Annotated in this window: 26 protein-coding genes, 1 tRNA gene and 1 riboswitch; of the genes, 13 read left to right on the plus strand and 14 right to left on the minus strand. The window is 72.4% G+C overall.

Annotated elements, in window-relative coordinates; translation table 11 throughout:
• Window positions 1–3: 3 nt before the first annotated feature.
• Complete coding sequence (ligD, locus tag AC2A1K_RS16155; protein ID WP_483897318.1) at window positions 4–1,038, plus strand: non-homologous end-joining DNA ligase; 1,035 nt, start codon at window positions 4–6, stop codon at window positions 1,036–1,038.
• Window positions 1,039–1,161: 123 nt separating this feature from the next.
• Here ligD and AC2A1K_RS16160 read toward each other — a convergent pair whose 3' ends face one another.
• Window positions 1,162–1,923 carry a GAF and ANTAR domain-containing protein gene (locus tag AC2A1K_RS16160; protein ID WP_483897319.1) on the minus strand — a complete coding sequence of 254 codons (762 nt, stop codon included), beginning with the start codon at window positions 1,921–1,923 and terminating at the stop codon, window positions 1,162–1,164.
• Window positions 1,924–2,030: 107 nt separating this feature from the next.
• Between AC2A1K_RS16160 and AC2A1K_RS16165 the strand changes: the two genes are divergently transcribed.
• The gene (locus AC2A1K_RS16165) at window positions 2,031–2,918 is read left to right on the plus strand and encodes an aldo/keto reductase (RefSeq protein ID WP_483897320.1); all 888 of its coding nucleotides are present in this window, start codon (window positions 2,031–2,033) and stop codon (window positions 2,916–2,918) included.
• Between the two features lie 97 nt (window positions 2,919–3,015).
• On the opposite strand, the gene AC2A1K_RS16170 is transcribed toward AC2A1K_RS16165, so the two are convergent.
• Together AC2A1K_RS16170 and AC2A1K_RS16175 are read right to left on the minus strand one after the other, a co-directional pair.
• Complete coding sequence (locus AC2A1K_RS16170) at window positions 3,016–3,444, minus strand: hypothetical protein (protein WP_483897321.1); 429 nt, start codon at window positions 3,442–3,444, stop codon at window positions 3,016–3,018.
• A gap of 160 nt (window positions 3,445–3,604) precedes the next feature.
• Window positions 3,605–4,105, minus strand: coding sequence for an Hsp20/alpha crystallin family protein (locus AC2A1K_RS16175; RefSeq protein ID WP_483897322.1), 501 nt, complete (start codon window positions 4,103–4,105; stop codon window positions 3,605–3,607).
• Between the two features lie 286 nt (window positions 4,106–4,391).
• Between AC2A1K_RS16175 and AC2A1K_RS16180 the strand changes: the two genes are divergently transcribed.
• The 6 genes from AC2A1K_RS16180 (at window position 4,392) to AC2A1K_RS16205 (ending at window position 7,691) form a co-directional block, all read left to right on the plus strand.
• On the plus strand, window positions 4,392–4,685 hold the full coding sequence (locus AC2A1K_RS16180) for a MerR family transcriptional regulator (RefSeq protein WP_483897323.1): 294 nt from the start codon (window positions 4,392–4,394) through the stop codon (window positions 4,683–4,685).
• 163 nt (window positions 4,686–4,848) lie between these two features.
• A complete protein-coding gene (locus tag AC2A1K_RS16185; protein WP_483897324.1) occupies window positions 4,849–5,343 on the plus strand; it encodes an Hsp20/alpha crystallin family protein in 495 nt (164 codons plus the stop codon).
• Window positions 5,344–5,409: 66 nt separating this feature from the next.
• Window positions 5,410–5,480 (plus strand) — tRNA-Arg (locus AC2A1K_RS16190).
• A 75-nt stretch (window positions 5,481–5,555) separates the two neighbouring features.
• On the plus strand, window positions 5,556–6,179 hold the full coding sequence (locus AC2A1K_RS16195; RefSeq protein WP_483897325.1) for a hypothetical protein: 624 nt from the start codon (window positions 5,556–5,558) through the stop codon (window positions 6,177–6,179).
• A 210-nt stretch (window positions 6,180–6,389) separates the two neighbouring features.
• Window positions 6,390–6,632 carry an ANTAR domain-containing protein gene (locus AC2A1K_RS16200; protein WP_483897326.1) on the plus strand — a complete coding sequence of 81 codons (243 nt, stop codon included), beginning with the start codon at window positions 6,390–6,392 and terminating at the stop codon, window positions 6,630–6,632.
• Window positions 6,633–7,058: 426 nt separating this feature from the next.
• A complete protein-coding gene (locus AC2A1K_RS16205) occupies window positions 7,059–7,691 on the plus strand; it encodes a hypothetical protein (protein WP_483897327.1) in 633 nt (210 codons plus the stop codon).
• A 174-nt stretch (window positions 7,692–7,865) separates the two neighbouring features.
• On the opposite strand, the gene AC2A1K_RS16210 is transcribed toward AC2A1K_RS16205, so the two are convergent.
• Window positions 7,866–8,492, minus strand: a complete 627-nt coding sequence (locus AC2A1K_RS16210; RefSeq protein WP_483897328.1) for a TetR/AcrR family transcriptional regulator — start codon at window positions 8,490–8,492, stop codon at window positions 7,866–7,868.
• Window positions 8,493–9,762: 1,270 nt separating this feature from the next.
• On the opposite strand from AC2A1K_RS16210, the gene AC2A1K_RS16215 reads away from it, so the two are divergent.
• On the plus strand, window positions 9,763–10,755 hold the full coding sequence (locus AC2A1K_RS16215) for an acetamidase/formamidase family protein (RefSeq protein ID WP_483897329.1): 993 nt from the start codon (window positions 9,763–9,765) through the stop codon (window positions 10,753–10,755).
• Window positions 10,756–10,857: 102 nt separating this feature from the next.
• Here the strand turns inward: AC2A1K_RS16215 and AC2A1K_RS16220 are convergent, their stop codons facing one another.
• Both AC2A1K_RS16220 and AC2A1K_RS16225 read right to left on the minus strand, forming a co-directional pair.
• Window positions 10,858–12,351, minus strand: coding sequence for a sodium:solute symporter family transporter (locus tag AC2A1K_RS16220; RefSeq protein WP_483897330.1), 1,494 nt, complete (start codon window positions 12,349–12,351; stop codon window positions 10,858–10,860).
• The gene (locus AC2A1K_RS16225) at window positions 12,348–13,499 is read right to left on the minus strand and encodes an agmatinase family protein (protein ID WP_483897331.1); all 1,152 of its coding nucleotides are present in this window, start codon (window positions 13,497–13,499) and stop codon (window positions 12,348–12,350) included. The genes AC2A1K_RS16220 and AC2A1K_RS16225 overlap by 4 nt, the downstream gene beginning before the upstream one ends.
• A gap of 50 nt (window positions 13,500–13,549) precedes the next feature.
• Window positions 13,550–13,653: riboswitch (guanidine-I (ykkC/yxkD leader) on the minus strand.
• Window positions 13,654–14,070: 417 nt separating this feature from the next.
• On the opposite strand from AC2A1K_RS16225, the gene AC2A1K_RS16230 reads away from it, so the two are divergent.
• Entirely contained in the window at window positions 14,071–14,292 is a 222-nt protein-coding gene (locus tag AC2A1K_RS16230) for a hypothetical protein (RefSeq protein ID WP_483897332.1), read from the plus strand.
• A gap of 272 nt (window positions 14,293–14,564) precedes the next feature.
• Here the strand turns inward: AC2A1K_RS16230 and AC2A1K_RS16235 are convergent, their stop codons facing one another.
• The 3 genes from AC2A1K_RS16235 to AC2A1K_RS16245 form a co-directional block, all read right to left on the minus strand.
• On the minus strand, window positions 14,565–15,428 hold the full coding sequence (locus tag AC2A1K_RS16235; protein ID WP_483897333.1) for a universal stress protein: 864 nt from the start codon (window positions 15,426–15,428) through the stop codon (window positions 14,565–14,567).
• A gap of 187 nt (window positions 15,429–15,615) precedes the next feature.
• A complete protein-coding gene (locus AC2A1K_RS16240; protein ID WP_483897334.1) occupies window positions 15,616–16,359 on the minus strand; it encodes a GAF and ANTAR domain-containing protein in 744 nt (247 codons plus the stop codon).
• Window positions 16,360–16,834: 475 nt separating this feature from the next.
• A complete protein-coding gene (locus tag AC2A1K_RS16245; protein WP_483897335.1) occupies window positions 16,835–17,425 on the minus strand; it encodes a TetR/AcrR family transcriptional regulator in 591 nt (196 codons plus the stop codon).
• A gap of 145 nt (window positions 17,426–17,570) precedes the next feature.
• Between AC2A1K_RS16245 and AC2A1K_RS16250 the strand changes: the two genes are divergently transcribed.
• Entirely contained in the window at window positions 17,571–18,548 is a 978-nt protein-coding gene (locus AC2A1K_RS16250; RefSeq protein ID WP_483897336.1) for an ABC transporter substrate-binding protein, read from the plus strand.
• 249 nt (window positions 18,549–18,797) lie between these two features.
• On the opposite strand, the gene AC2A1K_RS16255 is transcribed toward AC2A1K_RS16250, so the two are convergent.
• Both AC2A1K_RS16255 and AC2A1K_RS16260 read right to left on the minus strand, forming a co-directional pair.
• Complete coding sequence (locus AC2A1K_RS16255) at window positions 18,798–19,790, minus strand: LLM class flavin-dependent oxidoreductase (protein WP_483897337.1); 993 nt, start codon at window positions 19,788–19,790, stop codon at window positions 18,798–18,800.
• Window positions 19,791–20,401: 611 nt separating this feature from the next.
• Complete coding sequence (locus tag AC2A1K_RS16260) at window positions 20,402–21,124, minus strand: hypothetical protein (RefSeq protein ID WP_483897338.1); 723 nt, start codon at window positions 21,122–21,124, stop codon at window positions 20,402–20,404.
• Window positions 21,125–21,181: 57 nt separating this feature from the next.
• Between AC2A1K_RS16260 and AC2A1K_RS16265 the strand changes: the two genes are divergently transcribed.
• Window positions 21,182–21,613 (plus strand): nitroreductase family deazaflavin-dependent oxidoreductase, encoded by a 432-nt coding sequence (locus AC2A1K_RS16265; RefSeq protein ID WP_483897339.1) that lies wholly within the window; start codon window positions 21,182–21,184, stop codon window positions 21,611–21,613.
• Between the two features lie 38 nt (window positions 21,614–21,651).
• Here AC2A1K_RS16265 and AC2A1K_RS16270 read toward each other — a convergent pair whose 3' ends face one another.
• A complete protein-coding gene (locus tag AC2A1K_RS16270; RefSeq protein ID WP_483897340.1) occupies window positions 21,652–22,506 on the minus strand; it encodes an SAM-dependent methyltransferase in 855 nt (284 codons plus the stop codon).
• Between the two features lie 146 nt (window positions 22,507–22,652).
• On the opposite strand from AC2A1K_RS16270, the gene AC2A1K_RS16275 reads away from it, so the two are divergent.
• Window positions 22,653–23,315, plus strand: coding sequence for a class I SAM-dependent methyltransferase (locus AC2A1K_RS16275; RefSeq protein WP_483897341.1), 663 nt, complete (start codon window positions 22,653–22,655; stop codon window positions 23,313–23,315).
• Between the two features lie 5 nt (window positions 23,316–23,320).
• Here AC2A1K_RS16275 and AC2A1K_RS16280 read toward each other — a convergent pair whose 3' ends face one another.
• Both AC2A1K_RS16280 and AC2A1K_RS16285 read right to left on the minus strand, forming a co-directional pair.
• Complete coding sequence (locus AC2A1K_RS16280; RefSeq protein ID WP_483897342.1) at window positions 23,321–24,694, minus strand: LytTR family transcriptional regulator DNA-binding domain-containing protein; 1,374 nt, start codon at window positions 24,692–24,694, stop codon at window positions 23,321–23,323.
• Window positions 24,694–25,998, minus strand: a complete 1,305-nt coding sequence (locus AC2A1K_RS16285; protein WP_483897343.1) for an acyl-CoA dehydrogenase family protein — start codon at window positions 25,996–25,998, stop codon at window positions 24,694–24,696. The genes AC2A1K_RS16280 and AC2A1K_RS16285 overlap by 1 nt, the downstream gene beginning before the upstream one ends.
• Between the last annotated feature and the right edge of the window lie 167 nt (window positions 25,999–26,165).

Below are 26,165 nucleotides of genomic sequence, written 5' to 3' on the forward strand. Positions count from 1 at the left end.
GCCGTGGCGAAGTCCCCGGCGGAGGAGATCGACGTCGACGGCCTGGCCGTCCGCATCAGCAATCCCGACAAGGTCTACTTCCCGGACCGCGGGATCACGAAGCGGCAGGTCGTCGAGCACTACGTCGCGGTCCGCGAGCCGCTGCTCGCGGTGCTCTACGAACGCCCGACGCATCTCAAGCGGTTCGTCGACGGTGTGACCGGCGAGTTCTTCTACCAGAAGCGCGTGCCCAAGGGCGCTCCGGACTGGGTCGACACCGTCGAGGTCCGGTTCCCCAGCGGTCGGCCCGCCACCGAGATCTGCCCGACGCGCACGGCCGTGCTGCCCTGGGCGGCGAACCTCGGCACCTTCGACTTCCATCCGTGGCCGGTGCGCCGCGGGCAGGTCGACCAGCCCGACGAACTGCGCATCGACCTCGACCCGCAGCCGGGCACCGACTTCGCCGACGCCGTGCGCGTCGCGGGCGTGCTGCGCGAGGTCCTCGACGACGCCGGCCTGCAGGGGCGGCCGAAGACCTCGGGGGGTCGCGGCGTCCACGTGCTCGTGCCGGTGCGCCCCGAATGGGACTTCGTCGGGGTCCGCCGGGCGGTGATCGCGCTGGCGCGCGAGGTCTGCCGGCGCATCCCGTCGCAGGCCTCGGTGGACTGGTGGAAGGAGGAGCGCGGGCGGCGCGTCTTCCTCGACTACAACCAGGCCGCCCGCGACCGCACCATCGCCTCGGCGTGGTCGGTCCGCGGCACGCCGCGGGCCACGGTGTCGATGCCGCTGCGCTGGGAGGAGCTCCCGGACGTCGACCCGGACGACTTCGACGTCCTCACCGCCGCCGGCGTCCTCGCCGAGCGCGGCGACGCGCTGGCCGGGCTGCACGACCACCCGGGGAGCCTGGAGACCGTGCTGGAGTGGGTGGAACGCGACGAGCGCGACCACGACCTCGGCGACCTGCCCTATCCGCCGGAGTACCCGAAGATGCCGGGCGAGCCGAAACGCGTGCAGCCGAGCCGTTCCCGGGCCGACACCAGCGGAAAGATGGTCGAATGAGGATCCATGTCCTCGCGTCCGGCGGACACCGCCCGGACAACCTCGCCCGGTGGCTGATCGGCCAGACGATCTGGGGGCGGTCCTTCCGTCGGGACTCGCGGGCCGCCGGCAGGTGGCATCGCGTCAGCGGTGGGCGCCCTTCTTCTCTGCCTCCGTGGTGAGCCATTCGGCGACCTTCACCAGCTTCATGTTGGTGTTCTGGGACGACTCGACGAGCATGGAGAAGGCCTGCTGCTGGCCGATGCCGAAACGCTCCATGAGGATGCCCTTGGCCTGCCCGATGACGTCGCGGCTCTCCAGGGCGATGTGCAGCCCCTGGATGTGCTGGGCACCGTGCAGCACCAGGGCGGCCTGGGCGGCGAACAGTCGGCCGGCATCGGCGGTGCTCTCGTCGAACACGTGCGGCTTCGGGGCGTACATGTTCAGCGCCCCGGCGCTGCCGCGCTCGGCGAAGAGCTGGAACGAGATCAGCGACCCGACGCCCTGCTCTCGCGCGGCGGGCGCGTAGCGCGGCCACCGGTCGTGCGCGCGAGCCATGTCGTCGATCAGGGTCCGCTGCTCGTGCCAGATCGAGTCCAGGCAGGGTCCTTCGCCGAGCTCGTTCTGCAGCTCGTCGAGCTCCCGTACGACCTCGTTGCTCGGGACGTAGGACTCGACGCGTCCGACGCGCTCGACCAGGGAGATGCCGGCCTGCTCGACGTGCGGGACGGTCTGGATCGCACCGCGCACCACGAGGCCGAGGGTGTGCTCGACGCCGTCTTCCTCGCCTCGTTCGAGCAACGCGCGGGCGGCTTCGTCGAGAGTGCGCGCCAGGTCCTCGCCGACGCGACCGCTGGTGTCCTGGCTGACGTGTTCGCGCTGGTCGGGTTCCTGTGTGGACGCCATGCGACGAGAAATACCCACGACGCGAACCGGTCGACACCGCGGCCACGCCGACTTCTGGCGGGACATGGCGGGCTCGTGGGCCTCGATCGGGGTTCTAGCGTCGCTTCGTGCTCTCACCACTCCGCCGGGCCACCGAGAACCCACCGGGGCAAGGGCTCGGCCTCATGCGGCTGCGCGCCCCCGAGCCACGGGCCGAGAACGATCCGCTCCGTGATCCGGTCGCCGTCGTCCACGGCGCTCTCGACCAGGGCGTGACCGTGCTCGACACCGCAGAGATGTACGGAAACGAGGACCTCGTCGGGCGCACCATCGCTGGCCGCCGCGACGAGGTGCTGCTCTGCTCGAAGTTCGGGGTCTACTGGGGCGAATCCGGGCGCTTCGACGACTGGAGCGTCCGGGCCGATCCCGCCACGGCGAGGCGCTCGTGCGAAGCAAGCCTGCGTCGGCTCGGGGTCGATGTCATCGATCTCTACTACCTCCACCATCGCAGCGACGACACCCCGATCGAGGAGACTGTCGGGGCCATGGCCGAGCTCGTCACCGCTGGCAAGATCCGCGGCATCGGGCTGTCGAACGTGACCATCGACGACGTCCGCCGAGCACACGCCGTGCACCCGATCTCCGCGCTCCAGGAGCAGTGGTCACTCGTCGCCGACGACGCCGAGGACTTCCTACCGACCCTCGGCGAGCTCGGGATCGACCTCGTGGCCCACTCACCGCTGGGCCACGGCCGGCTCACCGACGAGACAGGCTCGGCCGAGCTTCAGGAGGCCATCGCGGCGCCCGCGACCCGCCACGGCGTCACGCCGGCCCAGGTCGCCCTGACCTGGGTTCATCAGCAGAGCCGCCCGGATCAGCCCGTGCTACCGCTACCCGGCGCCACCAGCGTCGGGCACCTACGAAGCAATGTTCAGGCCGCCGCGCTCGTGCTCACCGATGCCGAGCTGCAGGCACTGGGCGAGGCGAGGCTCCGCCCGCACAGCGCGCAGCGGTGACCGTCGCCATCCGTCGCTCTCCACGGAGGGGTCGCCTCTCCGGGGAGCGAGCCCTGAGGTCCCGTCATCCAGGAGGTGCGGCACCGATCCATCCGCATCAGTGCTGGGCCACCGGGCGCTGAGCGGGGCCGCCGGGGGCATCGGGGGCATCGGGCGCATCGGGGGCAGTGGCGGTCGGGATGGTGGTGCGGCTGCCGACCGGGTCCCAGCGGCCGCTTGGGGTCGCGGTGTCGGGCATCGCGTGTTCGGCCTTCCGGGTGACGGGCTCGCCGACACCGCTGCGGGGTGGGGTCTGGCAGCGTCGTTCGAGCCCGTTGAGGTAGGCCGAGAGGGCGGGGAGCTCCTCGAGCCAGGCCACGTCGTCGAGGTCGAGCACCAGCATCCGGGTGTGGGTGTCGAACTCGTAGGCGCTGACCTCGAGCCATGGCGGCCGGTGGATGGCCAGCTCGTCGAACACCGCGATCTGCAGGTCGCGGTCGGTGGCCACCGCGGAGTCCCTGAGCCGGTAGTGCAGCGCGTAGGTCATCGGCTTCACCTCTGCCGGAAACCACCTCCCGGGGACCCCTCTGGGTCGGGGCCCCGGGTGTTGACGGGCTGGTGATGCGGGGTGGCGCGCCGGGAGGCCGTGCTGGTGGCACGAGGGTCGACCACCCGCGGTGCGCCCGTCCCTCGGGGTGCGGGGGCGATCAAGGCGGACCGGGGGCTGATCGGGGTTCCGTGCGCCGGTCCCCGCGGGCGCCGGCGTGCCCGCCCTGACCGGTGTGGTCGATGGTGACCCGGCGGGGCTTGGCCTGCTCGGCGACCGGGATGGTCAGCGTGAGCACCCCGTCGACGTAGGAGGCGCGCAGGTGCTCGCGGTCGAGCTGCGGGCCCAGGTTGAGCCGGCGGCTGAACCGCCCGCGGGGCCGCTCGGCCACCAGCCAGTCCTGCCCGTCGGGGCTGTCCGGGCCCCGTTCGGCTCCGTGGAGGTGGGGGGTGCTGCGTTCGGCGGTCACGGTCAGGGTGCTGCCGTCGACCGAGACGTCGATCGAGCCCGGATCCACCCCGGGGATGTCGAGCTCGACAACGAACCGGTCCTGGTCGCGGTGCACGTCCATGGGCATCCCGCTGCCGAGCTGGTGGCGGGTGCCGGTCCGCCGGTCCAGCGCGCGGAACGCGTCCAACGGGTCGTGGTCGAACAGCATCATCGATCACCTCGTGCGTGGTCGAGGACGTTGCCTGCGTCGATCTACATCGAATATGGCATAGAACTTCTTCTCATGAAAGTCGGTCCGTCGTCACGCCGCGACCTGGGGATCGTTGACATGGAGGCCCGATTACCGACACCGGTGAGGACAACGAGGTACCGTCCCGGGTCGAGCGCGAGCCGTGCGCCGGCGGTGCGCGGGCCTGCAGGGCAGGAAGGGTGATCAGCGACATGCGGAGCGATCGGTGACCGGCCCCGGCCCGGACCAACCGGTGTACGGGATCTCCGTGGCCGCCGACCTCGCCGGGGTCGACGTCCGTAGCCTGCGACACTTCGAACGCCGTGGCCTGATCCATCCCGCCCGTACCTCCGGGGGCACCCGCCGCTACAGCAACAACGACGTCGCCCGCGGCCAACGCATTCACAGGCTGCTCGACGACGGGCTCAACCTGGCCGGCACCGCCCTGGTCCTCGACCTCGAAACGCAGCTCTCGGTCCTGCGCGCCATCATCGAACGGGTTCGCCGCGAGCACCCTGAGGTCAACCTCGAGCCCGAACCGCCCGAGCCGCACGCCGGCTGACTCCACCGGCCGAGCGGTGGCCTCGACGCCGAGCCTCCACGCTGCGGCGTAATATGCTGTATCTGTTGTAGGTTTATGGCAGTGCCAGGGCGCGTGGCCGCGACGCCGCCCCGTCACAGTCGCCACCAGCGCGTGCCACGCCAACGGCGAGGAGGACGTGGCCATGACCCCGGAGCAGGCCGACACGACACCCGCCCTGCACACCGCACAGGTCGAGTGCGCCGTGTGTGCCGAGCGCGCCGAGCAGGCCGGGGGCGGATCGGTGACGGTGCGGCGCTCCTCGGACGCGACGGACGCGACGGTGGGGTCGACGGGGGTCGACCCGGTGCGGGTGCCCGCGACCTGGAAGGGGTGGTGGCGCAGCCCGGCCGCCCAGGTCCATCACCTCGCCGACCATGTCGTGGTGCACGCGGAGCTACCCGGGGTGCGGCCCGGTGAGGTCACCGTCGACCTCGAACCCGCCGCCCGACGACTGGTGATCCACGGCGATCCGATGATCGACCACCCGGGCGGGGTGCGGGCGCCGCCCGGGCGGCCCGGGCCGTTCGCGCTGTGGGTCGCACTGCCCGCGCAGCTCGACCCCGAGTTCACCACCGCCGACCTGCGTGACGGGATCCTCACCGTGCGGGTACCGGTCCTGCCGCGCAGAACCCGCTAGGAGGCACGTCCGGGCGGCAGCGGGCCGCGGCTGCGGTGCCGCGACGACCTGGGCTGGGCTGGTCGGTGGGGCGTGGTGTCGCGGCAGCACAGCTGACACCGGATCAGGCGCTCCGGGTTCGAATCCGGGCGCCCCAGCACGCACGCGGTTCGGCGCGCGGCGGAAACCGCCGTCCGCGGGCCGCATCACCCGGTCAGAGAAGGGTGATCGTGATGAGCGTTACCGAGAACGCCGGAGAAGGCCGGCGCACCCCGGCCGCCGCGTCCCGGCGGTGTCTGGTGCGGCCCGTGCCGGCACCCCACGGGGAGCTCGGCCCGGCGCTGGGGACGTTGCGGCGGGAAGCCGGCCGTCTGCTCGGCGGCGACGTCGACGCCGGGTTGGTCCACGACGAGGTCGCCCTCGAGCACGCCGGACCGGAGCCGCTGGCCCGCCCCAGCACGCGCATCGCGCGTCTTGCCGAGCTCGACGGGCTGGACGGGCTCGTCCGTGGCGCACCGGTTCCCGGTCACGGGAACCACCCGGCGCGGCGGCGGCGCGGGGTGCTGGTGGCCGCGGCCGGAGTCGGGCACGGCGAACTCGCCGAACGGATCCGGGAACGCCTCGGGGCCGGACTGGTCCGGCGAGGACGCCGCGACCGGCCCGCGCTGGTGGTGCTCGACACGGCGGGGCTGGTCAGCTGCTCGCCGCGGCTACTGCGGGTCATCACCGGTCTGCGGGTGCGGCTGCTCATCGCCGGCGCCGAAGTGTGGCTCCCGCACCCGCCGCCTGCTCTGGCCGAGGTCCTCGACCCGGCCACCCGCTGGACCGGCCGCTACGAGCACCCCGGCCAGCCCTGACCCGCACGTCGAGTGCGCGCACGACGCCCTCCGGTGCTCCGGGTGCTGGCGACGGTGGGGCAAGGACCCGCTCGACCCCGTTGTCGACCGACGCGCCCCACGGCGGCTGCGCCGGATGGCCGATAGACGCGACGCGAAAGCCGGGCGAACCTGGTCGGCGTCAGGTGGGACATCGCCGTCGCCCTGCTGCGGCACACCGTCGGGGCAACCATGGCTGGAGGCCTGATGAGCGCTGATCTTTCGAGCCGACTGAGCGTGTATCCGCCGGCGGTGCACCAAGCCGAAGGGATCCTCTCGGTGCTGCTGGAGATCACCGTCGAACAGGCCGGCCACGCGCTCCACGAACGGGCCGCGGCGCGCGGCATCACCGTGCACGACGTGGCCATCCAGCTCCTCGAGGAGCGCTCGGCCGGGCATCGCCTCGATTGCCTGGACCCCTGGGGCAGCTGCTAGCAGCACGGAGCCCCGGGGGTGATGCCTGTACGACCTAGCGAACCATCCGATTCCCCCGCGGCGCATATTTGACGACCTCGCTGCCCGAGAGATCACGACAGCCTTGATGCAAGCGGAATGATCCGAGAGGCCGAGGATCACCCTCGGATCGGCGGAACGGGGACGACCTTCCTCGTCGATACGAGCAACAATACGAGCAACGAACTCCAGGGTCGACACAGGCCGTGCCGACGTGCGTCGGTGGTTCTGCCGTGGGCCGGGTGAGCCTCGTCCAGCGACCCCTCGCCGCCTGCTCGAGCCTGGGAGTCGCGGAGCTCCTACCGGCTGGTGCCGCGGCCTGTGGTCCCGGAGAGTAACGGCGGCGGCGGGGACGCGATGATGCAGCGGGACGGTGCGATCGGACGTGAGGCGTGAGGTGGGAACCGGGTGAGTGGAGTCGAGTCAGCGCCGGAGCCGGACGGCCCGGACCGTGAGGACGCGGCTCCGAGCGGACGGCTCATCGCCGCGGCAGACGTGGTCGAGATCGAGCAGCTCGTCCTTGCCGAGCGCGAGGCGCATATGCGGGGGTGGTGGCGCCAGATGGCAGCCTGCTACCACGACGACGCCGAGGTCCGCATGGACTGGTTCCATGGGCCGGCCGTCGAGTTCGTCGAGTTCTCGAGGGCGTTGACCGACCGGCAGGTGCTGCCGGTCATGTGCTGTGGCCCGGTCTCGGTCAATCTCAACGGGACACGCGCGGTGGCCTCCGCGAGCGCGACCCTCAGCCTGCCGGCGTCGAGCGACGTCGAGCTGACGGTCCACCTCGGGCTGCTGTTCCAGGTGGAGCAACGCCACGCCGCGTGGCGAATCTTCTCGCTGCGGGGCGTGCCCCAGCGTGAGGTGCTCGCTCCGCGGGTCCCCGCGCCGCGCGGCCCGATCGACGATGCTGAGCCCGGGGTCGTGCCGGACTTCGTCCGCTATTGCCGGGCGCAGGGTATCTGGGTCGACGACGACGAGCCCGGCGCCCGCAGCGATGCTCTCGACGCGACGATCTTCGGCTGGGCCGACCTCGTCCTCTAGACCATACGGAGGCCGGCGCCTCCGCTCGTCCGTCGGCGCGGGTCACCGTCGCCGGTGCGCAGCAAGACCAGCCACGCGAGACCAGCCACGCGAGACCAGCCACGATGCACCATGTCGAGGCCTGCTCGCCCCTGCCGCTCGACAGAGGCGCCTCCATACCGGCGCTGGGTGCGATCACGATCCGGTGTGCGCCCCGGAACCCGGATCGCCGACGATCCGGACGACGGTCTCGTCGACCAGCGAGCGGGTCACACGGTCGCTCACCGGTGCCGCCAGCCCCCAGTGCTGCGGGGCGGGCGCGAGGTCCTCGTCCAGGCGCCCTCGACTGGCCGGGCTTCCGTGCTGGAAGTCGAGCAGGAGAGCGTGACCCACGATCAGCCCGAGGACCAGGTGGGTGGCGTCCCAGGCGTCCTCGGGCTCGCGGCCGGCCGCGCACGCGACCTCGTACACGCTGAGTGCCAGCCGTGTGGAGTGCCGACCGATCGCCGGTTCGGACTCCAGTCCGCGGTACTGCCGGCACAGACGGCGAAGCTCCGAGGCGATGGCTTGCAGGCGATGCTCCCAGCTCGCGGAGCTCGGCGGCACGACGAGCTCCGCGAGGACGGCGTCCGTGACCTCCGCGCGGAGCTGGCTCATGGAAGAGATGTGGCGGTAGAGGGCCATGGGGCTCACGTGGAGCGCCGCAGCCACCTCGCGCGCACTCACCGCGGCGAACCCGTGCCGGGCGGCGAGATCCTTGGCCGTCGCGACCAGACGGGCCCGATCGATCGACGGCGGGCGCCCTGGCCCTCGCTCGGTCATGACGGCACCGCGCAGGTGCCTCGGCGCAGAGCCATACTCGTCTGTGCAGTCGAGCCGTCCACGCTGCATCCCTCTGGTCGCACGCCGGGTGGCGGGGGTGCCCCACGTGGTGGGCCCTTCTCCGTTCGGAGAATGGCGCGTGAGTGCTCCCGTTCCTGTCGATAACGCGCGACGACCGGCTACGTTGCGGAGTGGGTCGACGTGGTGGGCCGGCCACGTTTCGTTCGCAAGGATGTCCCCATCGGCCAGCGATCATCGCCGCGGCGCCGTCGTCCGGTACCTCGGGCGCCGCAATCGGGTGAACTTTCCCGCACTCTCCCGGGTCTCCCGTGGGTCCGGGGCGTCCGGGTGCTCACGCATCGGATTGTCGAGGGTTGCCGCGTTCGATTCGACGCTCCGTCGTGACTCGCAGAGGTGTACACAATTCCTGACATGATGGGCTCGGGATCTTTCGGGCTCTTCGCGAGGGTCTATGGTCAGCACCCTCCAGACGCGGGAATGGCGAAAGGGATTCTCCGGTGCGAGCTCTCGATCAGCACGGGGATCGGACGGTGGGCGGCGTGGGTCCCGCGGGTGGCCTGATGGCGACGGTTCCCGAGCGGCCGAGGCCGATGGGGATCGCGACCCCGGCTCGATCAGACCTCGTGCGGAGCGATCCGCCGGTTCGACCGCGTTACCGAAGGGTGCCGTGAACAATTCAGTGTTCCGCCCATCCATCCCTGTCGCTGCTGACGGAAGATCGCCGGGGATCGCCTTGGTGCCCGAGCTCAGGGGTCTCACGGTGCGGGCCGCGGAGAACGCCGTCCTCGACGCCGGGCTGCTTCCTCGTCACACGTCGTCACGACCTGGCGACGCCTCCCCGCGCCGCCACGACGCGACAGCGGTCAGCGGGCAGGAGCCGGGGCCACGTGCCCGCATGGTCACCGGAGGCCTCGTCTGCTTCTGGTGCGGATGCGCCGGCGACGACTCACCAGGACATGGCGGTTCGTCGTTGCCCAGCGGTCCCCGGCCGCTCTCGCCCTCCGGCGGAAAGCCGCGCTGACCTCGGTGGGCAGACCGGACAGCGGTCAGACCGCGGACCCCCTGATCGCCTGTTGCGGCGTCACCGCCGAACCGCAACAGGTTCACCGGGGCCGGTCGGTCGGCTCCCCCCGCCGACCGGCCGGCCCCACCCGGCCCGTCCGCATCGGACACGCTGCAGATCGATGAGCGTCACAGCGCGCCTGCACCGTGGTGAGAGTGTCGCGCCGACGGTTTGCCCGAGTCGACGGTGGGTTTGCGGGGCCGGCGGGGCGATGGGCGATGGGCGGACCAGGGCAAGGACCCGCGGACGTACTTCACGGGCCACGGTGTCGCGGCGGGGGACGTCCTCGACGACGCCGCGGCCGTGGCGGCCTCCACCCCGCACGACGGCCCGGGCCCGCACGTGACGACCGGGCCGATCGCGGTCCGCGGCGCCGAGCCCGGTCACACGCTCGCGATCGACGTGCTCGACCTCGTCCCGCGCGTGCCCAACGGCGTGATCTCCAACCGCCACGGCAGGGGCGCGCTGCCCGGCGAGTACCCGGAGGCGTGGGACGGTCGCGCGGACCTGCAGCGCTGGTTCAACACCGGCGGCGAGATCAGTGTGTTCACCCCGGCACGTCCCGGGTCGTCAGGGCTGGTCGGGGCGTTGCCCGCCGGCGCGGGGGAGGTCACCTTCCCGCTGGCCCCCTTCCTCGGGCTCATGGGCGTCGCCCGGGACACGACGGCACTGGTCGACTCCGTACCGCCCACCGACAGCGGCGGGAACATCGACATCAACGAGCTCGGTGTCGGTTCGCGGCTCTACCTGCCGGTCCGGGTGCCCGGCGCGTCGTTCTTCATCGGCGACCCGCATTTCGCCCAGGGCGACGGCGAGGTGGCCCTGACGGCGATGGAGGGCTCACTGCGGGCGACGCTGAGGCTGACCACCATCCCACCCGGCGGGCCGGTGCCCGCTGCGGCGGTCGGGCGCCCGTTCGCCGAGACCCCGACACACTGGCTCCCCATCGGGCTCTCCGACCCCGACGGCCCCGACGGAGGCGGTCAGCAGACCTCGCTGGACCTGGCGATGAAGGACGCCGTGCGGCACGCGATGACGTTCCTGGTCCGCGATCGCGGAATGGCCGAACCGGTGGCCTACGCCTACCTGTCGGCCGCCGCGGATTTCCAGGTGTCGCAGGTCGTCGATCGCACCACCGGCGTTCACGGGCTGATCCGGAAAGCCGACTTCGGACTCTGACCCTCTCGGCGCGTCGGAATGCCGCGCAGCACGCGATCGACGTGTGCGGGGTCGTGCTGCTCGGCGGAGATGTCCGTGGCGGTGCACGTCACCTTCCGCTGCTCACGGTCGCGTCGACGCTGCCGCGGGCAGGTCCTCCCGGCGGGTGAGCACGGCCGCCTCGCGAGGGGGCCGCAGCAGCGCGGTGACGACGAAGGCCACCAGGGAGGCCGCGAAGCCCAGGAAGGTCGGGTAGCCGTCGAAGGCCGGCCCGATGAGGTCGTTGGGCACGTGGAGCAGGGTGTTGTCCGCGCCGAAGATGGTCGGGGTGAGAACGAAGAGGCTGAGCCGCACGACGAGGCCGACGACCACGGCGGCGGTCGCCGCGGCCCGCGTGGCCCGCCGGGGCCACCAGTGCCCGGCGACGAACGGGACGAGCAGGCAGGCCAGGAGCAGGTCGAACGCGAGGGTCAGCAGGATGCCGGTCTGGGGCACGCGCAGCGCGAACAGGATCGCGACCGCCACCACGGGGAGCATGGTCCAGCGCACCGCGCGCAACAGAGGATCCGTGCGCGAGGATCCGGAGCCGATCGACGGGTCCCGCAGGCCGCGGATGTTGCGCACCGCGACCGAGGCGGTGCCCAGCACGACGCCGTTCGCCGTCGAGCACGACGCGGCGATGATCGCGGAGAGCACGAGGATCGCAAGCCACGCCGGCGCGGCGTTCTCGAGCAGGGTGAACAGCACCGGCGTCGGCGCGTCGGGGCCGAGCACCGGCACGATCGCGAGCGCCACCAGCGCGTACACGACCCCGACCGCGGCGGTGAGGGCGGCGCCGGTCAGGCAGGCGCGACGGGCCACCGAGGGCGACCGGGCGGAGAAGATTCGCTGCATGAAGTCGATGGCCACGATGTCGCCGATCCCCAGCGACACCAGGGTGGCCCAGTTGATCGGGGCGCCGGCCGTGGCGCTGGTCAGCTGCTCGAGGTCGAACGGCCCCATCCCGTCGGGAGTGGCCAGCCCGTAGTGGACGCCGACCCATACCAGCAGGGACACCGAGCCGATCACCGTGATCACCATCTGGACCAGGGCGGTGTACGCGTCGGAGAACATGCCGCCGGTCAGCGTGTAGGCGAGCACCACGACGACGATCAGCAGCACCCCGACGGTGTACGAGGTCCCGAGGAACCGCTCGAACAGGTAGCCGCCCGCGACGAGGTTGCCGGCGAGCAGGATGCAGAAGCTCGCGATCATCAGGACCGAGGCGACGACCTCGACTCCGCGTCCGTAGATCTGGCGGTAGAAGTCGGGCAGCGTGAACAGGCCCATCGCGTTCATCCGCGCGGCGAAGAGCAGGCCGGTGATCAGCAGGCACAGCGAGAGCCCGAGCGGCAGCGACGCCCCGGCCCAGAACCCGAGCGAGAACGTCAGGTCCATGTTGCCGAGGGTCGCGTTGGAGTCGACAGCCTGGCCCATGAGCCCTGCCGCGGACAACGGCAGCGCGAGGGAGCGCCCGGCGACGAGGAAGTTCGTCGAGTCGCCGTCGACGCGCCGCGCGAACCAGAGCCCGACCGCGACGACGAGCAGCACGCCGATCCCGACTCCGACGATGATCATGACGTGCGTCCCAGGTGGCCCGAGCGCACGAGACAGCCGAGCGTGTCGCAGACGACACGGCAAGCGATCAACGCGGTGATCTCCGCGTTGTCGTAGGGCGGCGAGCACTCGACGATCTCGATGCCGGCCAGCGGCCGCGCGTCGGCGATGAGCCGGATGAACGTCAGGACTTCGCGGGGCAGGAAGCCGCCGGGCTCGGGCCAGCCGGTGCCGGGCACGAACGCCGCGTCGAGGCAGTCGACGTCGAAGGACAGCCAGACGGCGTCGGTGCCGTCCCAGGCCACCTCGAGGGCGCGCTCGGCGGCGGCCTCGATGCCCATCTCGACGCAGTCGGTCACCGTCATGATCGTCGTGCCGCGCTCGCGGCCGACCTCCACACCGGGGCGCGGCGCCTGCCAGCCGCCGATCCCGATCTGGACGAGGTTCTCCGGCGGCACGTTCGGAAGGTCCGTGGCGTGGAACCACGGCGTGGTGTGCATCCGCTCGTCGAGGTCGGTCTCCTGGGTGTCGACGTGGCGGTCGAAGTGGATGATTCCGAGCTTGCCGTCCAGGTTCTCCGCGACGCCGCGACTGGTCGGGTAGCCGATGGAATGGTCGCCGCCGAGCACGACCGGGAACGCGCCCGAGGCGTAGACGTGGCTGACCGCCTTGGTGATCTGGTCGAAGGTCTTCTCGATGTTCGCCGGGATGGTGAACACGTCGCCGACGTCGCACATCGTGATCGACTCGCGCAGATCGACGCCGAGCTCGAACGAGTACGTGCCGTAGAGCAGCGAGATGTCACGGATGCCCTTCGGCCCGAACCGGGTCCCGGGCCGGTAGGTGGTGCCGCCGTCGAAGGGAGCACCCAGCACCGCCACGTCGTACTCGCCGCAGCGCCGGACGTCCTCGACGAACGGTGCCTTCAGGAAGGTCGGGATGCCGGCGAAGTGCGGCAGCTCGCCGCGCGAGAACGTGGGGATCGTGCGGTCGACGATCGAGTCGGCACCGGGCAGGCCGAGCTCGAGCCCGCGGGCGATCTCGGCGTCGCGAGCCGTGGTGGGCAGGGTCCGCTCGACCTCGACCGCGCGGGCGGCCTCGGGGCCGTGGCGGGGGGCCTTGCGCGGCGGCCCGCCGTGCGGGGCGGGCAGGAGCGGGGCGTGGTGCACGGGCGACTCCCGGTACGGCCGGTCGTCGCGAGACGACCGGATCTTCGGTCATCTCCCGGGCTTTTCTCCCGCCGTGGAACGACGGTTTCCCCGCCGCCTGCGTCTCTCGGACCAGGCTCTGCTCGGTGCAGACGGAACCCTAGACGCGCCTCACCACCGGGTGAGTCGTCACCGAGTAGGCGCTCCTTCTGTTGCGCCTCTGGGTCGGCCCTGTTCCGGCGGGACGACGCGGATGACGATCCGATGACGCCGGCAGGAGACTCCGGTCGGGGCGGGTCTCGGGTTCTGGGGCCGCGTCGTGCTGGCGCAGCCGCCGGAGTTCGAGCTGTCCATGTCGGGGTGGGAAACAGTGTGCAACGACCGCCCGCTCGAGGCTCCGACCTCCGGTCGTGTGGGTGACGCTGGTGGCGTGGTGAACCTGGCGCAGTCAGTTGGTGGCATGAGGTCGACGTCCGTCACGATCCCGCAGGGTCGGAGTCCGTCGGGCGAGAGGGCGGGCGAGGACCCGAGTGCGGGCGAGGACCCGAGTGCGGGCGAGCGTGGGGGCGAGGCCGGCCGGACATGGGCAGCGGTGTTCGATGGACTCGGGTGGCCACTGGAGCGCTGGCAGCTGCTCACCGCCGCGGACGAGTACGGGATCAGCCCGGGCGTCCGCGACCGGCTCGCCCACATTCCACCCCAGCGCTACCGCAGCATCGTCGAGATCGAGTCCGCGCTCGATGTGGCCGATCGGGCGCCTTCGTACGAGCGACGACGGCTTCGTCCGGCGGCCGTGCGCGGAGTACCTGGGTGAGCTGAGGATCGCCGCTGCGGCGCTCAGCGGAGTACATGCCGATGCTGCGGCCACCGTCGACGTCGCGCCGGCCACGGCCGATGTCGACACTGTCGAGAGCGACGTGCCGCCACCCGACCGGTGGCCACCCAGAAGCCGCCTAGAAGATCCTCATCCACAGGTACTGATGATTGCTCCCGACCGCGCCGCGCCGGGCGCTGATCGACATCGGCGAGCGGGTCCCGGGCACGGCCCCGGCACAGCGCCGGAAGCCGCCTCCCGACTCCTCGCGCTCAGGGCCCGGGAGTGGGCACGACGAGGACCGGCCGGTGGGTGTGGTGGAGCACCGCCATCGCGGTGCTTCCCAGCACCAGTTCGCGCACTGCGGAGCGTCCCCTCGAACCGACGACGACGACCGCGGCATCGCGCGCCGCGGCCTCGGCATCGAGTGCTTCGGCCACTGCGCGGGCGCCCCACCCGTGGGCCTGCAGCGTCACCGCGTCCGGTGAGTCGGACGCGGAGGCATCGGTGGACACGTGGGCGAGGACGTGGTCGCGGCGGGGGAACAGGCTCGCGGCGACGGCTCGGGCGTGCCCCGCGCCCACGGAGTCGTCGTGGCCGACCAGGACCGGGCCGGTCGCCGCAGCCGCCCGCTCCCGGCTGAGCAACCTGGGCACGACCAGTACCGGGACCGGACTGTGGTGCACCGCGAAGTCGGAGACGCTGCCCAGGACCGCGGCGGCACTGCTGAGTCCTCTCGAGCCGACGACGACCGCCGTCGGGCGAAGCTCCTCGGCGAGGCGGGCGAGCACGAGTCCGGCGTCGCCGAACGCGCGGTGGGCGACGGGGTCGGCCGTCCACCCACCCGCCCGGGCCAAGGTCGCCCCGTCCGCCGCGACCTCGTCGGCCGCCGCGGCGCATTCCTGCTCCATCGAGGCGCTCAACTCGTCCAGGCTGCCCGACTGTCGGGTCACCCGGCGGCGGAGCATCGGGTCGGTGCCCGGTGGCGCCCATACCGTCACCACGCGGGCGGGCACGCCGGGCAGCAGGCGCGCGCCGACCGCGATCGCCCGGGCCGCCTCGCGCGAACCGTCGAAGCCAACCAGTACGAACCCGCCGGCGCCGGCCGTCTGCCCGAAATGACCCTCTGACGTCACGATGCCCAGTATGTCGACACCGATCACGGTGTCGAGGGGGACGAAAGTCCCTTCGGAGCCCGATCTTTCTCGCCGGAAGAAGGGCGAGGAGTCCTGGTGACCGAGACTGACCGCTGACAGCGGCCCGAGTCTCGGGCGGCCCGAGCACCGTCGACGTTCGTGCTCGGCGTGGCCGAACGGACCTCGGCTAACGCCTGTCGCTCCTCGGCCCGCCCCCGGAGCGTCGGGTGCGCGCTTCCTCGACCAGCCAGTGGGCGACGTCGACGAGCTTCATGTTGGTGTCCTGCGACGAGTTGACCAACATCTGGAAGGCTTCGTCGTCGTCGACGGTGAAGCGCTCCATGAGGATGCCCTTGGCCTGCCCGATCACGTCGCGGCTCTCGAGTGCCTTTCCCAGGTCGGTGGCGTGCTCGGCGCCGTGGAGCAGCGTGGCCGCCTGGATGCCGAACAGGCCACCGGTGAGCTCGGCGGAGGCGTCGAAGACGTCGGGGTCGTGGCCGTACAGGTTCAGCGCCGAGCGCCGTTTGCCCTGCAGGGACAGCTGGACCGACATCAGCGACCGGAAACCGGCCCGCACGCACCGGGGCGCGAAGAGCGGCCAGCGGTCCGCATCCACCCCGGCCAGGTCGTTCGCCGTCACGACGCCGGCCACCGGAGGGTCGTCCGCGGCGGTGATACACGGGCCCTGACCGAGCTCGGACTGGAGCTGGTCGAGCTCGTAGATGCTGTCGTCAGTGGCGTGGCTGGAGCGCACGGTGCCCTGCTCGGTGCGCGATATGCCGCCGCCGGCGACTCCAGGGATGGTCGCCACCGCCGCGTGCATCAGCTTGGAGACCGTGGTCTCGAGGTCACGGATGCTGCGGTTCTCGGTGAGCTGCTCGGCGGCACTGCGCAGAGACTTGACCAGCTGCTCGTCGTGCAGGTCCTGCATCTTGTCCTTCCTTCCCACCTGGAAGGAACCGGCGACGTTGCCGTGAGCCCTCGCCGGCGACGGGGCTCGTGTGGTCGACCCTCGCCCACGACCGTACAAGCTGTGCGTTGAGTGTCCACCGTGCCGCGGCAAGGAGCCACCCGGAGCGCTCGGCGTCGCGTGGCTATTTCGTGAGCCGGTCTCGCAGGATCGCCTCGGCTTCCGGGCTGATCTCGACCGCCGAGCGCTCGAGGCTCGTGAGTTGTCGCTGCCGCAGGATCACCGCGCTGCGCTCTCTCGCGGCTCTCGCGGCGTCGACCGCAGCTCGCGCACGGTCGAGGGCCTCGGCCACCCCGCGCGGCCGCGAATCGCGAAGCAACAGATCTCCCCTGTGGTTGCCAGCTGCTGTTCGACCCAGAAGCCGGCACCTCGGTGAACCGCACCGCTCGGTCTGCCCGATCCGACACGCGAGCGAAACCGCCTGTGCTCGAACGAATCACGGTGAGGACGGTGACCGGACGAGCCGGGCCGTCGCCCCGTCGAGGATGAGGGCGACCTTGCGCAGGACATGGGACCGGGGGTCGGCCATGATCCGCCGCGTGGCCTCGCGCACCTCGGGGGCGTAGGCGGCGAGCACGGCGCGGGCGAGCGGGCTGAGGCCGTCGGGATCCGTGTCGTTGCGCAGCGAGCGTGTCTGGTCCACGCCGTCGTCGACCACGTCGAGCACGGCGTCGGTCACCAGGATCGCGGAGTCGAGGTCGAAGCCGGCGTCGCGCAGCACTCCCACGATCGTCTGCACGCGCGCGACGGCGACGGTGGTGAGATCCGCCGCGCTCTCCCGGACCAGCCCTGAGTAGCGCAGGAGCAGGTCGTAGCGCAGCTCGGCCTCGGCCTCGAGGTACGCCCGCCAGCCGTGCGTGACGTCGGGTAGCGGGAGCTGCGCGAACAGGCGCTCGACCGCGGCCGCGGCGAGGTCGTCCATGCCGTCGACGTAGCGGTAGAGACTGCCCGCGGAAACGCCGAGCCGCTCGGCGACCGCCGCTGCCGAGAGGCGCTCCACCCCGACCGCCACCGCGGCGTCGATCACGTCGTCCCGACTCAGCTTCGGCTTCGGCCCGGGTCGATGACCCACACGTGCTCCCGCCTCCGGCATCGGCCCATCCTAGATGGACAGGATTGCGAATCAGATTCTGAGATGGATAAGGTCGCCCTAACTTGAAGGAGGGGTGACCGTGGGTCGCACCGGGTGGTGGCGCCTCGGCGTGGTGACGCTGGCGCTCGGGCTGGTCGGTGGATGCGGGTCGCCGCCACCCCCACCGAGGGCGGGCGAGGGGAGTGCGGGCGCGTTCCCCGTCGCGGTCGCCCACGGTCAGGGCACGGCCATGATTCCGGCCCCGCCGCGGCGGGTGGTGGCCCTCGGCATCGCCGACGTGCAGATCGCCGCGGCGCTCGGGGCGCCGGTGGTCGGGGCGGCGCGCAACCCCTCGAGCGCCGACGGTCGGTGGCGAGGGGTCGACCCGCCGCTGCCCGTGGAGGTGCACACGCTCGACTCCCTGACACCGAACCTCGAGGCGATCGCGGCGCTGGACCCGGACCTGGTCCTGATGACCAGCGCGCAACCGACCTTCTCGGCGGCCTACGACCAGATCGCCGAGATCGCGCCCACGGTCTCCTACCGGCGCGCGCTGCTGCAGGACTCCGGGGACGACCTGGTCCGCGTGATCGGGCAGGCCCTGGGCCGGACCGCCGAGGCGGAGGCGCTCGTCGCGCGCTCCGGGGAGGAGATCGGCCGGTTCGCCGCCGAGCACCCGGCACTCGCCGGCAAGCGCTACGCCTTCGGCCAGTACGCGGGCGGTACGCCGTACCTCGTCGCGGCCCCCGACGGTCCCTCGGCGCGCCTCTTCGGTTCCCTGGGCCTGCGTCGGCCGGAGGCCTACGACGCGCTGCCGCTCGGACCCGCCGGGATCGTCGCGCTCGGCCCGGAGCAGGTCACGCTGCTCGACGAGGCCGACGTCGCCGTGCTCGGCATGGTGGGTCCCGATGCCGAGGCGCAGTTCCGGGCGCAGCCCCTCGTCGGCACCCTCGACGTCGTGCGCGACGGGCGGCTCGTCGGCGTCCCGCCGGACGCCGCCGCGATGCTGCTCGCACCCAACCCGGCGTCGACGCGCGCGGCTCTCGACGTCCTGCGCCCGATGGCGGAGCGACTGTGAGTCGCCCAGTGAGCGAGGGGGTGAGACCGGCCGCGACCCATGTCCTCGACCAGGGGTCCGTCCCGCTGCTCGACAGCTGAACGGGCCCGCGATCTCCGGACGAGCGCCGCAGCTCGCGGAACGGGACGTCCTTGTCGCCCTGCGGTTCGCAGGGGAGCCCGAGAACACGCTCGCCCAGGATCGTCCGCTGGATCTGCTGGTCGGCCGGCTCCCAGGCGACCGCGTCGGGCCCGGCGATCCGCCGGGAACCTAGACGGCGTTCACCTTCGGCAGGATGTCGTTCTTGATCCGCTTGAGGTCGTCGAGCGTCTTCGACACCGGCACGTCGGTGAACGGCGGCCAGATCAGCGGCATCGTCATCCCGGCCTCCTCGTAGGCCTTCAGACGGTCGGTGAGCTGCTTCTCGGTGCCGACCAGCAGGTTCGACGGGACGCCGTTGTCGGTCTGGTCGGTCTCCTCGTCGGTGATGACCGTCCAGATCATGCTGCAGATCTCCAGGTCCTTCGACCGCTTCGGGCTCCCGATCTCCTCGAACTGCTCATCGATGGCCTTGAGCCACTTGCCGAGGCCCTCGGGCGAGTCCTGGATGCCGATCCAGCCGTCGAGGTCGTACGTCGTGATGCGCTTGGCGGAGCGCAGCGGGTCCTTGAGGCCACTCATGAAGATCGGCGGTCGCGGCTGCTGCAGCGGCTTCGCGCCGAACCCGCACCGGTCGAAGTCGGCGAACTCACCGTGGTACTCGAAGAGGTCGTTGCCCCAGACGCCCTGCAGCACCTCGATCGTCTCGCGCACGTGCTTGTGCCGCTTCGGGAAGATGTCCGCGGCGCTGGCGGCGGCGAACTCCTCGGGCATCCAGCCCGCCCCGAGACCGACGTTGAGGCGGCCGTTCGAGAGATGGTCGATGGTGGCCAGCTCCGCCGCGAGGACACCGGGCGCGCGGAAGGGCGTGTCGATGATGCTCTGGCCGATGCGGATCGTCGAGGTCCGCGCGGCCAGCCACGGGAGCAGCGGGTAGCCCTGGAACCACTGCCCGCGGGAGGCCACGGGCAGGGCGTGGGGGAGCCCGTCCATCATGCCGAACGTGTGCTGGAGCTCCTCGCGGTCGGAGGCCTCCGGCACCACGATCCGGTCGAGCGTCCAGACGGAGTCGAACTCGAGCTCCTCGGCGAGGTCGGTGAGCTCCTCGAGTTCCTTGATCGTCACCTCGGTGCGGAAGTTCGGCAGGTAGAGAGCGAGCTTCATGGGAACGGCCTCCTCGCCGTGCGTGTAACGCGGGTCACATAGCGCTGAGAGGACGCTCCCGCACCGATCGATATGACGCAACCGACCGGCCGCAGGGGAGCGGCCGCTCGCCGGCCGTGTCCGGATGACCACCGTCCGGGCTCGACATCGTCCGCGACGTGGCGCGGCGGCCGACGTCGAGCCGTGATGCCGCGCGTCGTGCCGCGCGAGGTAGATCGCTGCCGTGGTCGTCGCCGTGCGGTTCGCGGACGATCGTGTGGACGCGGACGCGCTCGGGCTGACCGTTGTCGAGACCGTGGTGACCGGCGCTCGCGCAACGAGGGCGCGGGGATCACGGGCGCTGCTGATCACCGACCACTACTTCGTCCAGGTCCTCGAGGGTTCGCAAGGGGAACGTCGAAGAGCCCTACGGCCGGCTCAGCGCCGATCCCCGCCACGAGCGACTGGCACGGTCTGACCTTCCGGGGTCCCGAGCGAGGGGAACCTCCGGCCGGAACGGTGGGGAGGTGGGTGGGAGCAGCAGGGTGGCTCCCGCCCCTCAGCACGGACGTCGTCGTCGACGAGCTGCCGACGAAGCCGAGTGGGAAGGACGCGGTTCCTCACCGCAGAGCTCACGCAGCCGACCTGAGCCGCCGTCCCTCGTTCTCGGCGTGCGCGAACCGCAGCGTCGTCGCCAGCCACATCAGCACGTCGTGCAGCCGCAGGCGGGTGGGGTGGATGCCGCCGAGGTCCTCGAGCAGCGCCGCCTCGAGCGCGCCGAACGCGTCCTCGTTGGCGCGCAGCTCCCGGTGCACCACGGCCTCGACGCCGCTGTCGCCCTCCTCGCGCAGCGGCAGCAGGGTGCGCCGGGTGGTGCGGGTCAGATGCGGGACGAGATCGGGCCGGCGATGGTGCAGGGCGGCGAGGACGTGCGCGGCGTGAGGGCCGGCCTCCTCGCCGATCCGGCGCAGCAGCGCCCCGACGGTGCCGGGCTCACCGAGGACCGAGAGCTCCTCGTCGGGCAGCTCCCAGAACGCGCGCCCGTCCGCGCGGGTCACCAGCGCGTCGACCCGCGGCGCGAGCGCGGCGAGGGTGTCGTGGACGGCATGCCAGCCGGCCGGGTCGAGGCGGCCGTGCAGCCCCTCGCCGAGCAGCACGTCGGCGTCGAGGCTCTCGCCGGCCGGGCGGGCGTCGAACCGCGACCACCCGAACGCGGGCACCTGCGCCCAGCGGCCCTCCGGCACGCCGGGGGAGCGGAACCGCAGCCAGCGCAGCCCACGGGCGTACCCGACGACGGCGTCGCGCGCCCGGTCCAGCTCGAGGGGCTCGGGTCCGACACTGGGCAGCACCAGCACGTCCACATCGTGCACCCGGGCCGGAATGACGCGGACACGCGCCGGGTTCTCCGGGCTGTGACTGACGAAACGGTCGAGCTGAGCCCGACGGACTGGGTGCGGGGCCAAACGCAGAAGATCCTGGAGACCGGCACCACCGAGGGGATCGAGGTGAACGGCTCGCCGATCGTGCTGATGACGCTGCGCGGGGCGAGGTCGGGCAAGCTCCGGTACACCCCGGTGATGCGCGTCGAGCACGACGGCAGCTACGCGGTCGTCGCCTCGAAGGGCGGCGCGCCCGAGAACCCGGTGTGGTTCGAGAACCTCCGAGCCCACCCGCGGATCTCGCTGCAGGACGGCACCGTCACCCGCGAGTACACGGCCCGCGTGGTCTCGGGCGAGGAGCGCGCGCGGTGGTGGGACCGGGCGGTCGCGGCCTTCCCGAACTACGCGGAGTACGCGACGCGGACCGACCGCGAGATCCCGGTGTTCGTGCTCGAACCCCGCTGAGGGGGCGGGTGACCACCGTCGAGAGCGGCGTCGAGCGATCAGGAGAACCGGGCGATCGCCGCGTAACCCCCGGTCGGGCGCTCGCCCGGGGCGGGTGTGGGCCAGTCGACGATGTCGACGAGACCGGGCTCGACGAGCACGGGTTCGACGAGATCCGTGCCGCCCAGGAGTTCGCGGATCTCTCGCCGCGAGCGCAGCACGACCTCGGTGGCGCTGCCGCGGTAGCCGTCCTGGATGGCCCGGGTCCGCGCCGCCAGCTCGGGGTCGTCGTGATCGGCGCTGCCGTGGCTCATCACGTGCGCGCTGCCCGGTGCCAGCGCGGCGCGGTAGCGGGCGAGGATCGCGGGCAGCGCGGCGTCGGGCACGAAGTGCAGGACGGCGACCGTGAGCAGGGCGACCGGGCGGTCGAAGTCCAGCAGATCCCGCACGCCCGGGGCGGCGAGCACCGCCTCCGGGTCGCGCATGTCGGCGCGGGTGACGCTGACGCCGTCGATCCCGCCGATCACCTCGTGCGCGTGGGCGACGGCGACGGGCTCGAAGTCGACGTACGCCACGCGGGCGTCGGGGCGCTGGGCCAGGGCGATCTCGTGGACGTTGCCGGCCGTCGGCACCCCGGAGCCGAGGTCGAGGAACTGGACGATGCCGTGGGCGAGGCACCACTCCACGGCGCGGCGCAGGTAGTCGCGGTTCGCGCGGCAGACGTAGGCCATGTCCGGGTTCTGGGCGAGGATCTTGGAGGCCTGCTCCCGGTCGACGGCGAAGTTGCAGGCCCCGCCCAGCAGGTAGTCGTAGATGCGGGCGGCGTTGGCGCGGTCGAAGTCGATGCCGGCCTCCAGCGTCCGCTCGGCCTCCCGCCAGGTCCCGCCCGAATCCCCACCTGATCGCGTCGTCACGCTGCCCTCCCTGCCGTCGCCCGCTCCGGGACGATCTTCTCATCCCGGGCGCCCGGGCGGACCGGCACGACGACGGGAATCGCGGCCGGCAGCGCGGCGACGCCGCGGGCCGTGCGGGCGCGTCGGCGGTGCCATCATCTCCGGCCATGCGTCCCGATCCCGCCGCGCCGCTGCCCGACGTCGAGCCGCCCGAGGCGACGATCCGCGCGTTCGACGCGCTGGGCCTGACCTACGAGCGCGCCTTCCGCGACCTGCCGGCCCTCGACGCCGCGTTGGAGCGGCTCCTGGGTGGGCTGCCCGCCGGGAGCCGCGTGCTCGACGTGGGCTCCGGCACCGGGCGGCCGGTCGCCGAGCGCCTCGTCGCGGCCGGTCACCGGGTGGTGGGGATCGACGTCTCCCCGGTGATGGTCGACATCGCGCGCGAGCAGGTGCCGGACGCGGCGTTCGAGCGCGCGGACGTGCGCACGTACCCGTGTCCCGGGGCGTCGTGGGACGCGGTCTGCGCGGTGTTCTCGCTGCTCACCATGCCGCGCCCGGATCTCGACGCGACGCTCGGGCGTCTCGCCGCGTGGCTCGTCCCCGGCGGGCGCCTGCTCTTCGCGACGGTGCCCGCCGACGTCGACGGCATCGACATCCCGTTCCTCGGCCAGCCGGTGCGCGCGGTCAGCTACGCCGCGGACGTGCTCGTCGCGAAGCTCGGCGAGGCGGGGCTGGAGATCGACCGGCACGAGGTGAGCACGTTCCGGCCCCACGTCCCGGACGGCGCCGAGGAGCCGCACCTGTTCGTCGAGGCCCACCGGCCCCGCTGACGAGGTCAGGCGAGCCCGAGCGCCCGCCGCACGGCCGGGACGTAGCGCCGGGCCACCGGGATGCGGTCGTCGTCGCCGGGCCCGGTGCTGATCACCAGGCGGTCGCGGTCGCGGGCGACGTCCCGGATGCGCGCGACGTTGACGAGGTGGCTGCGATGCACGCGCAGGAAGCCCGCGTCGGCGAGGTCCCTCTCGACCTGGTCGATGCCGCGGCGCGTCGCCCGCCGCGGGCCGTGGTCGGTCGCGAACCAGACCGCGTGCCCGTCCGCCCGCGCGGAGCGGATCTCGGCCGGGCGCAGGACGACGAACTGCCCGCCGGCGCCGACGGCCGGGACACGGCGCGGGCCGGCGGGGCGATGTGCAGGGATCGTCGGGAGGCGCTCGCCCGACCCCGCGCGCGCATCGGTGCAGGCCAGGAACGCGATCGGGTGCGACCCCGCGACCACGGGGATGACGCGGTAGGTCTCGTCGTCGTCGGTGACCGCGGACCACAGCGACACCGTGCCCCGCCAGCCCGGGTCGGCGCGGGCGCGGTCGCGCACGTCGGGGACGACGCGCCCGAGGCTGCGGATGCCGCGCCGCGGCCCGGCCGGGACCTCCGTCGCGTACTCCCCGGGGACCGCGCCGCGCCGACGTGCCGCGGGGTTGGCGGCGACGATCCGCCCAGCGAGGTCGAGCGCGACCAGCGCCCCGGACGTGCGCCGCTCCAGGTCGGCGAACGCCTCCGCGATCCGCCGACCGTGCCGCGCCGCGGTGCCCTGCAGCACCGCGGCCACCGGCTCGGTCGCGACGAGGAGATCGATCGGGCGGATCGGCACCATCTCCCGCCAGCTCGAGAGCGTCAGCGTCGCGAGCGGGGAGCCGGTGACCGGGTCGGAGAAGGCGACGCCGGTGCAGCTCCACTGGTGCAGCGCGGTGCTCCAGTGCTCGGGCCCGCGGACCGAGCACACCCGGCGCTGCACGAGCGACGTGCCGACGCCGTTGGTGCCCGTGACGGGCTCAGACCACGCGAGGGCGGGGTCGAGGCCGGTGTCCGGGGCCCGGCGCCGCGCCGCCCCGTCGCCCCACACCGCGAGGACCGTGCCGCGGCCGTCGGTCACCGTGGCGACGCGGTTGCCGGCGCGCGCGGCGAGTGCGGCACCGACCGCGCCGAGCTGGGCGAGCAGGCCCCCGTGGGTCTGCGGCGCCGCGGGATCGTCGACCACCTCCGGACACGCCCGGGTCGGGTCGATCCGGTAGACGTCGCGACACCGCTGCCAGGACAGGGCGATCGCGAGCGGCACGTCGCACGCGTCGTCCGCCCCGGCGGCGAAGCGCTCCCACGCCGCGTAGGTGCGGGCGAAGGCGCGGTCGAAGGGCGAGCGGGTGGCGGTCTCCATCACCCGATCTCCGAGGTCGTGCCGTAACCCTCCATCGCCTTGGTGAAAGGGATCCGCTCGCCGTCGACGAAGGTGTCCGGGCCGAACGCCGGGTCGGCCATGACGCCCCACGCGCGGCGCCGCTGCATCGCGAGGTTCCCGGCGTCGTAGAGCGGGAAGACCATCGCCTCCCGGTAGAACCGCGCCATCGGGAACTTCCGGTCCAGCGCGTTGACGCCGACGACGCGCATGCAGTCGAACACCACGCCCTGCATGAGGTCGCCGCAGAACGTCTTGTTCATCCCCGCCAGCGCGTGGGCGTCGCCGTCGCTGGCGTCGAGGTAGTGCGCGGCCTTCCAGCACAGGTAGCGGCCGGCCTCGATCCTCCCGGCGATCTCGGTGAGCAGGTGGCCGACGGCCTGGTGCTCGATGATCGGGCCGGTGCCGCCGCCGGTATAGGTCCGGGCCCACTTGAGCGCGAAGTCGTAGGCACCGCGGGCGACCGCCACCGCGGCCATGCTCGCGATCGGCGCCGACCACGTGAAGTTCCGGTTGACGAGCAGATCGCCGTCGCCGGGGGCGAGGACGTTCTCCTCCGGCACGCGCGCGCCGCGGAAGGTCATCGTGACGTTCTGGCAGGTCCGGTGGGCCATCTTGTCGATGACCTCGTAGCGGACGCCGGGGGTGCCGCGCTCGACGAGGACGGCGGACAGCGCCTCGGTGCCGCCCTTCCGCCGATCGGTGCGGACGACGCAGAGGTTGACGTCGGCACCCTGGAGATCCCACCCGCCGGCGTTGCACGGCCAGTGCTTCTCGCCGTGCAGGACGTACTCGCCGCGCGCCCGGTCGTGGTCGGCGACGAGCTGGATGCCGGCCTGCGGGCTGGGGTGGTCGAAGTTCGCGGTGCCCCCGCGCTCGCTGACGACCCAGCCGGCGAGGAAGTCACCGCGCACGTCCGCGGTCGCCGCCCCGACCCAGCGCTCGCGCTGGGCCTCGGTGCCGTACCGGAGCAGCGGCATGAGCGCGAGGCCGTTGACGAGCAGCGTCGTCGGGAAACCCGGGTCGACCGCGCAGAGCTCCTCGATGGCCACGAGGAAGTCGACGCTCGAGGCCCCGCCGCCGCCGTACTCCGCGGGCAGGAACATCGCCGGGTAGCCGAGCTGTGCGGCCTGCTCGTACACCGGCTTCATCGCGCGGAACGCGTCCTGCGGGTCGGGCAGGGCGTCGGCGCGGTCGGCGACGGGGCGCAGGACCTCCTGCGCGAACTCCCGCGCCTGGTCCTTGATCTTCCGTTGGTCGGCGGTCAGGTCGAAGTCGATGGCCACGGTGCGTCCTCTCGGCCGGTCGGACCACGAGGGCCGGGTTCTAGTGCTGCATCAAGCAACGTCGGCGTCGTATCCCTGGGCTTGATCAGGATCTTGTGAGTCGGGAGGCTGTCGCCGGAGGTGGTGGGCGATGGCACGGCCCGCGGAGGTGTTCGCTCGGGAGCTGT

The sequence above is a fragment of the Actinomycetospora sp. 2LY8.5 genome (assembly GCF_057180585.1).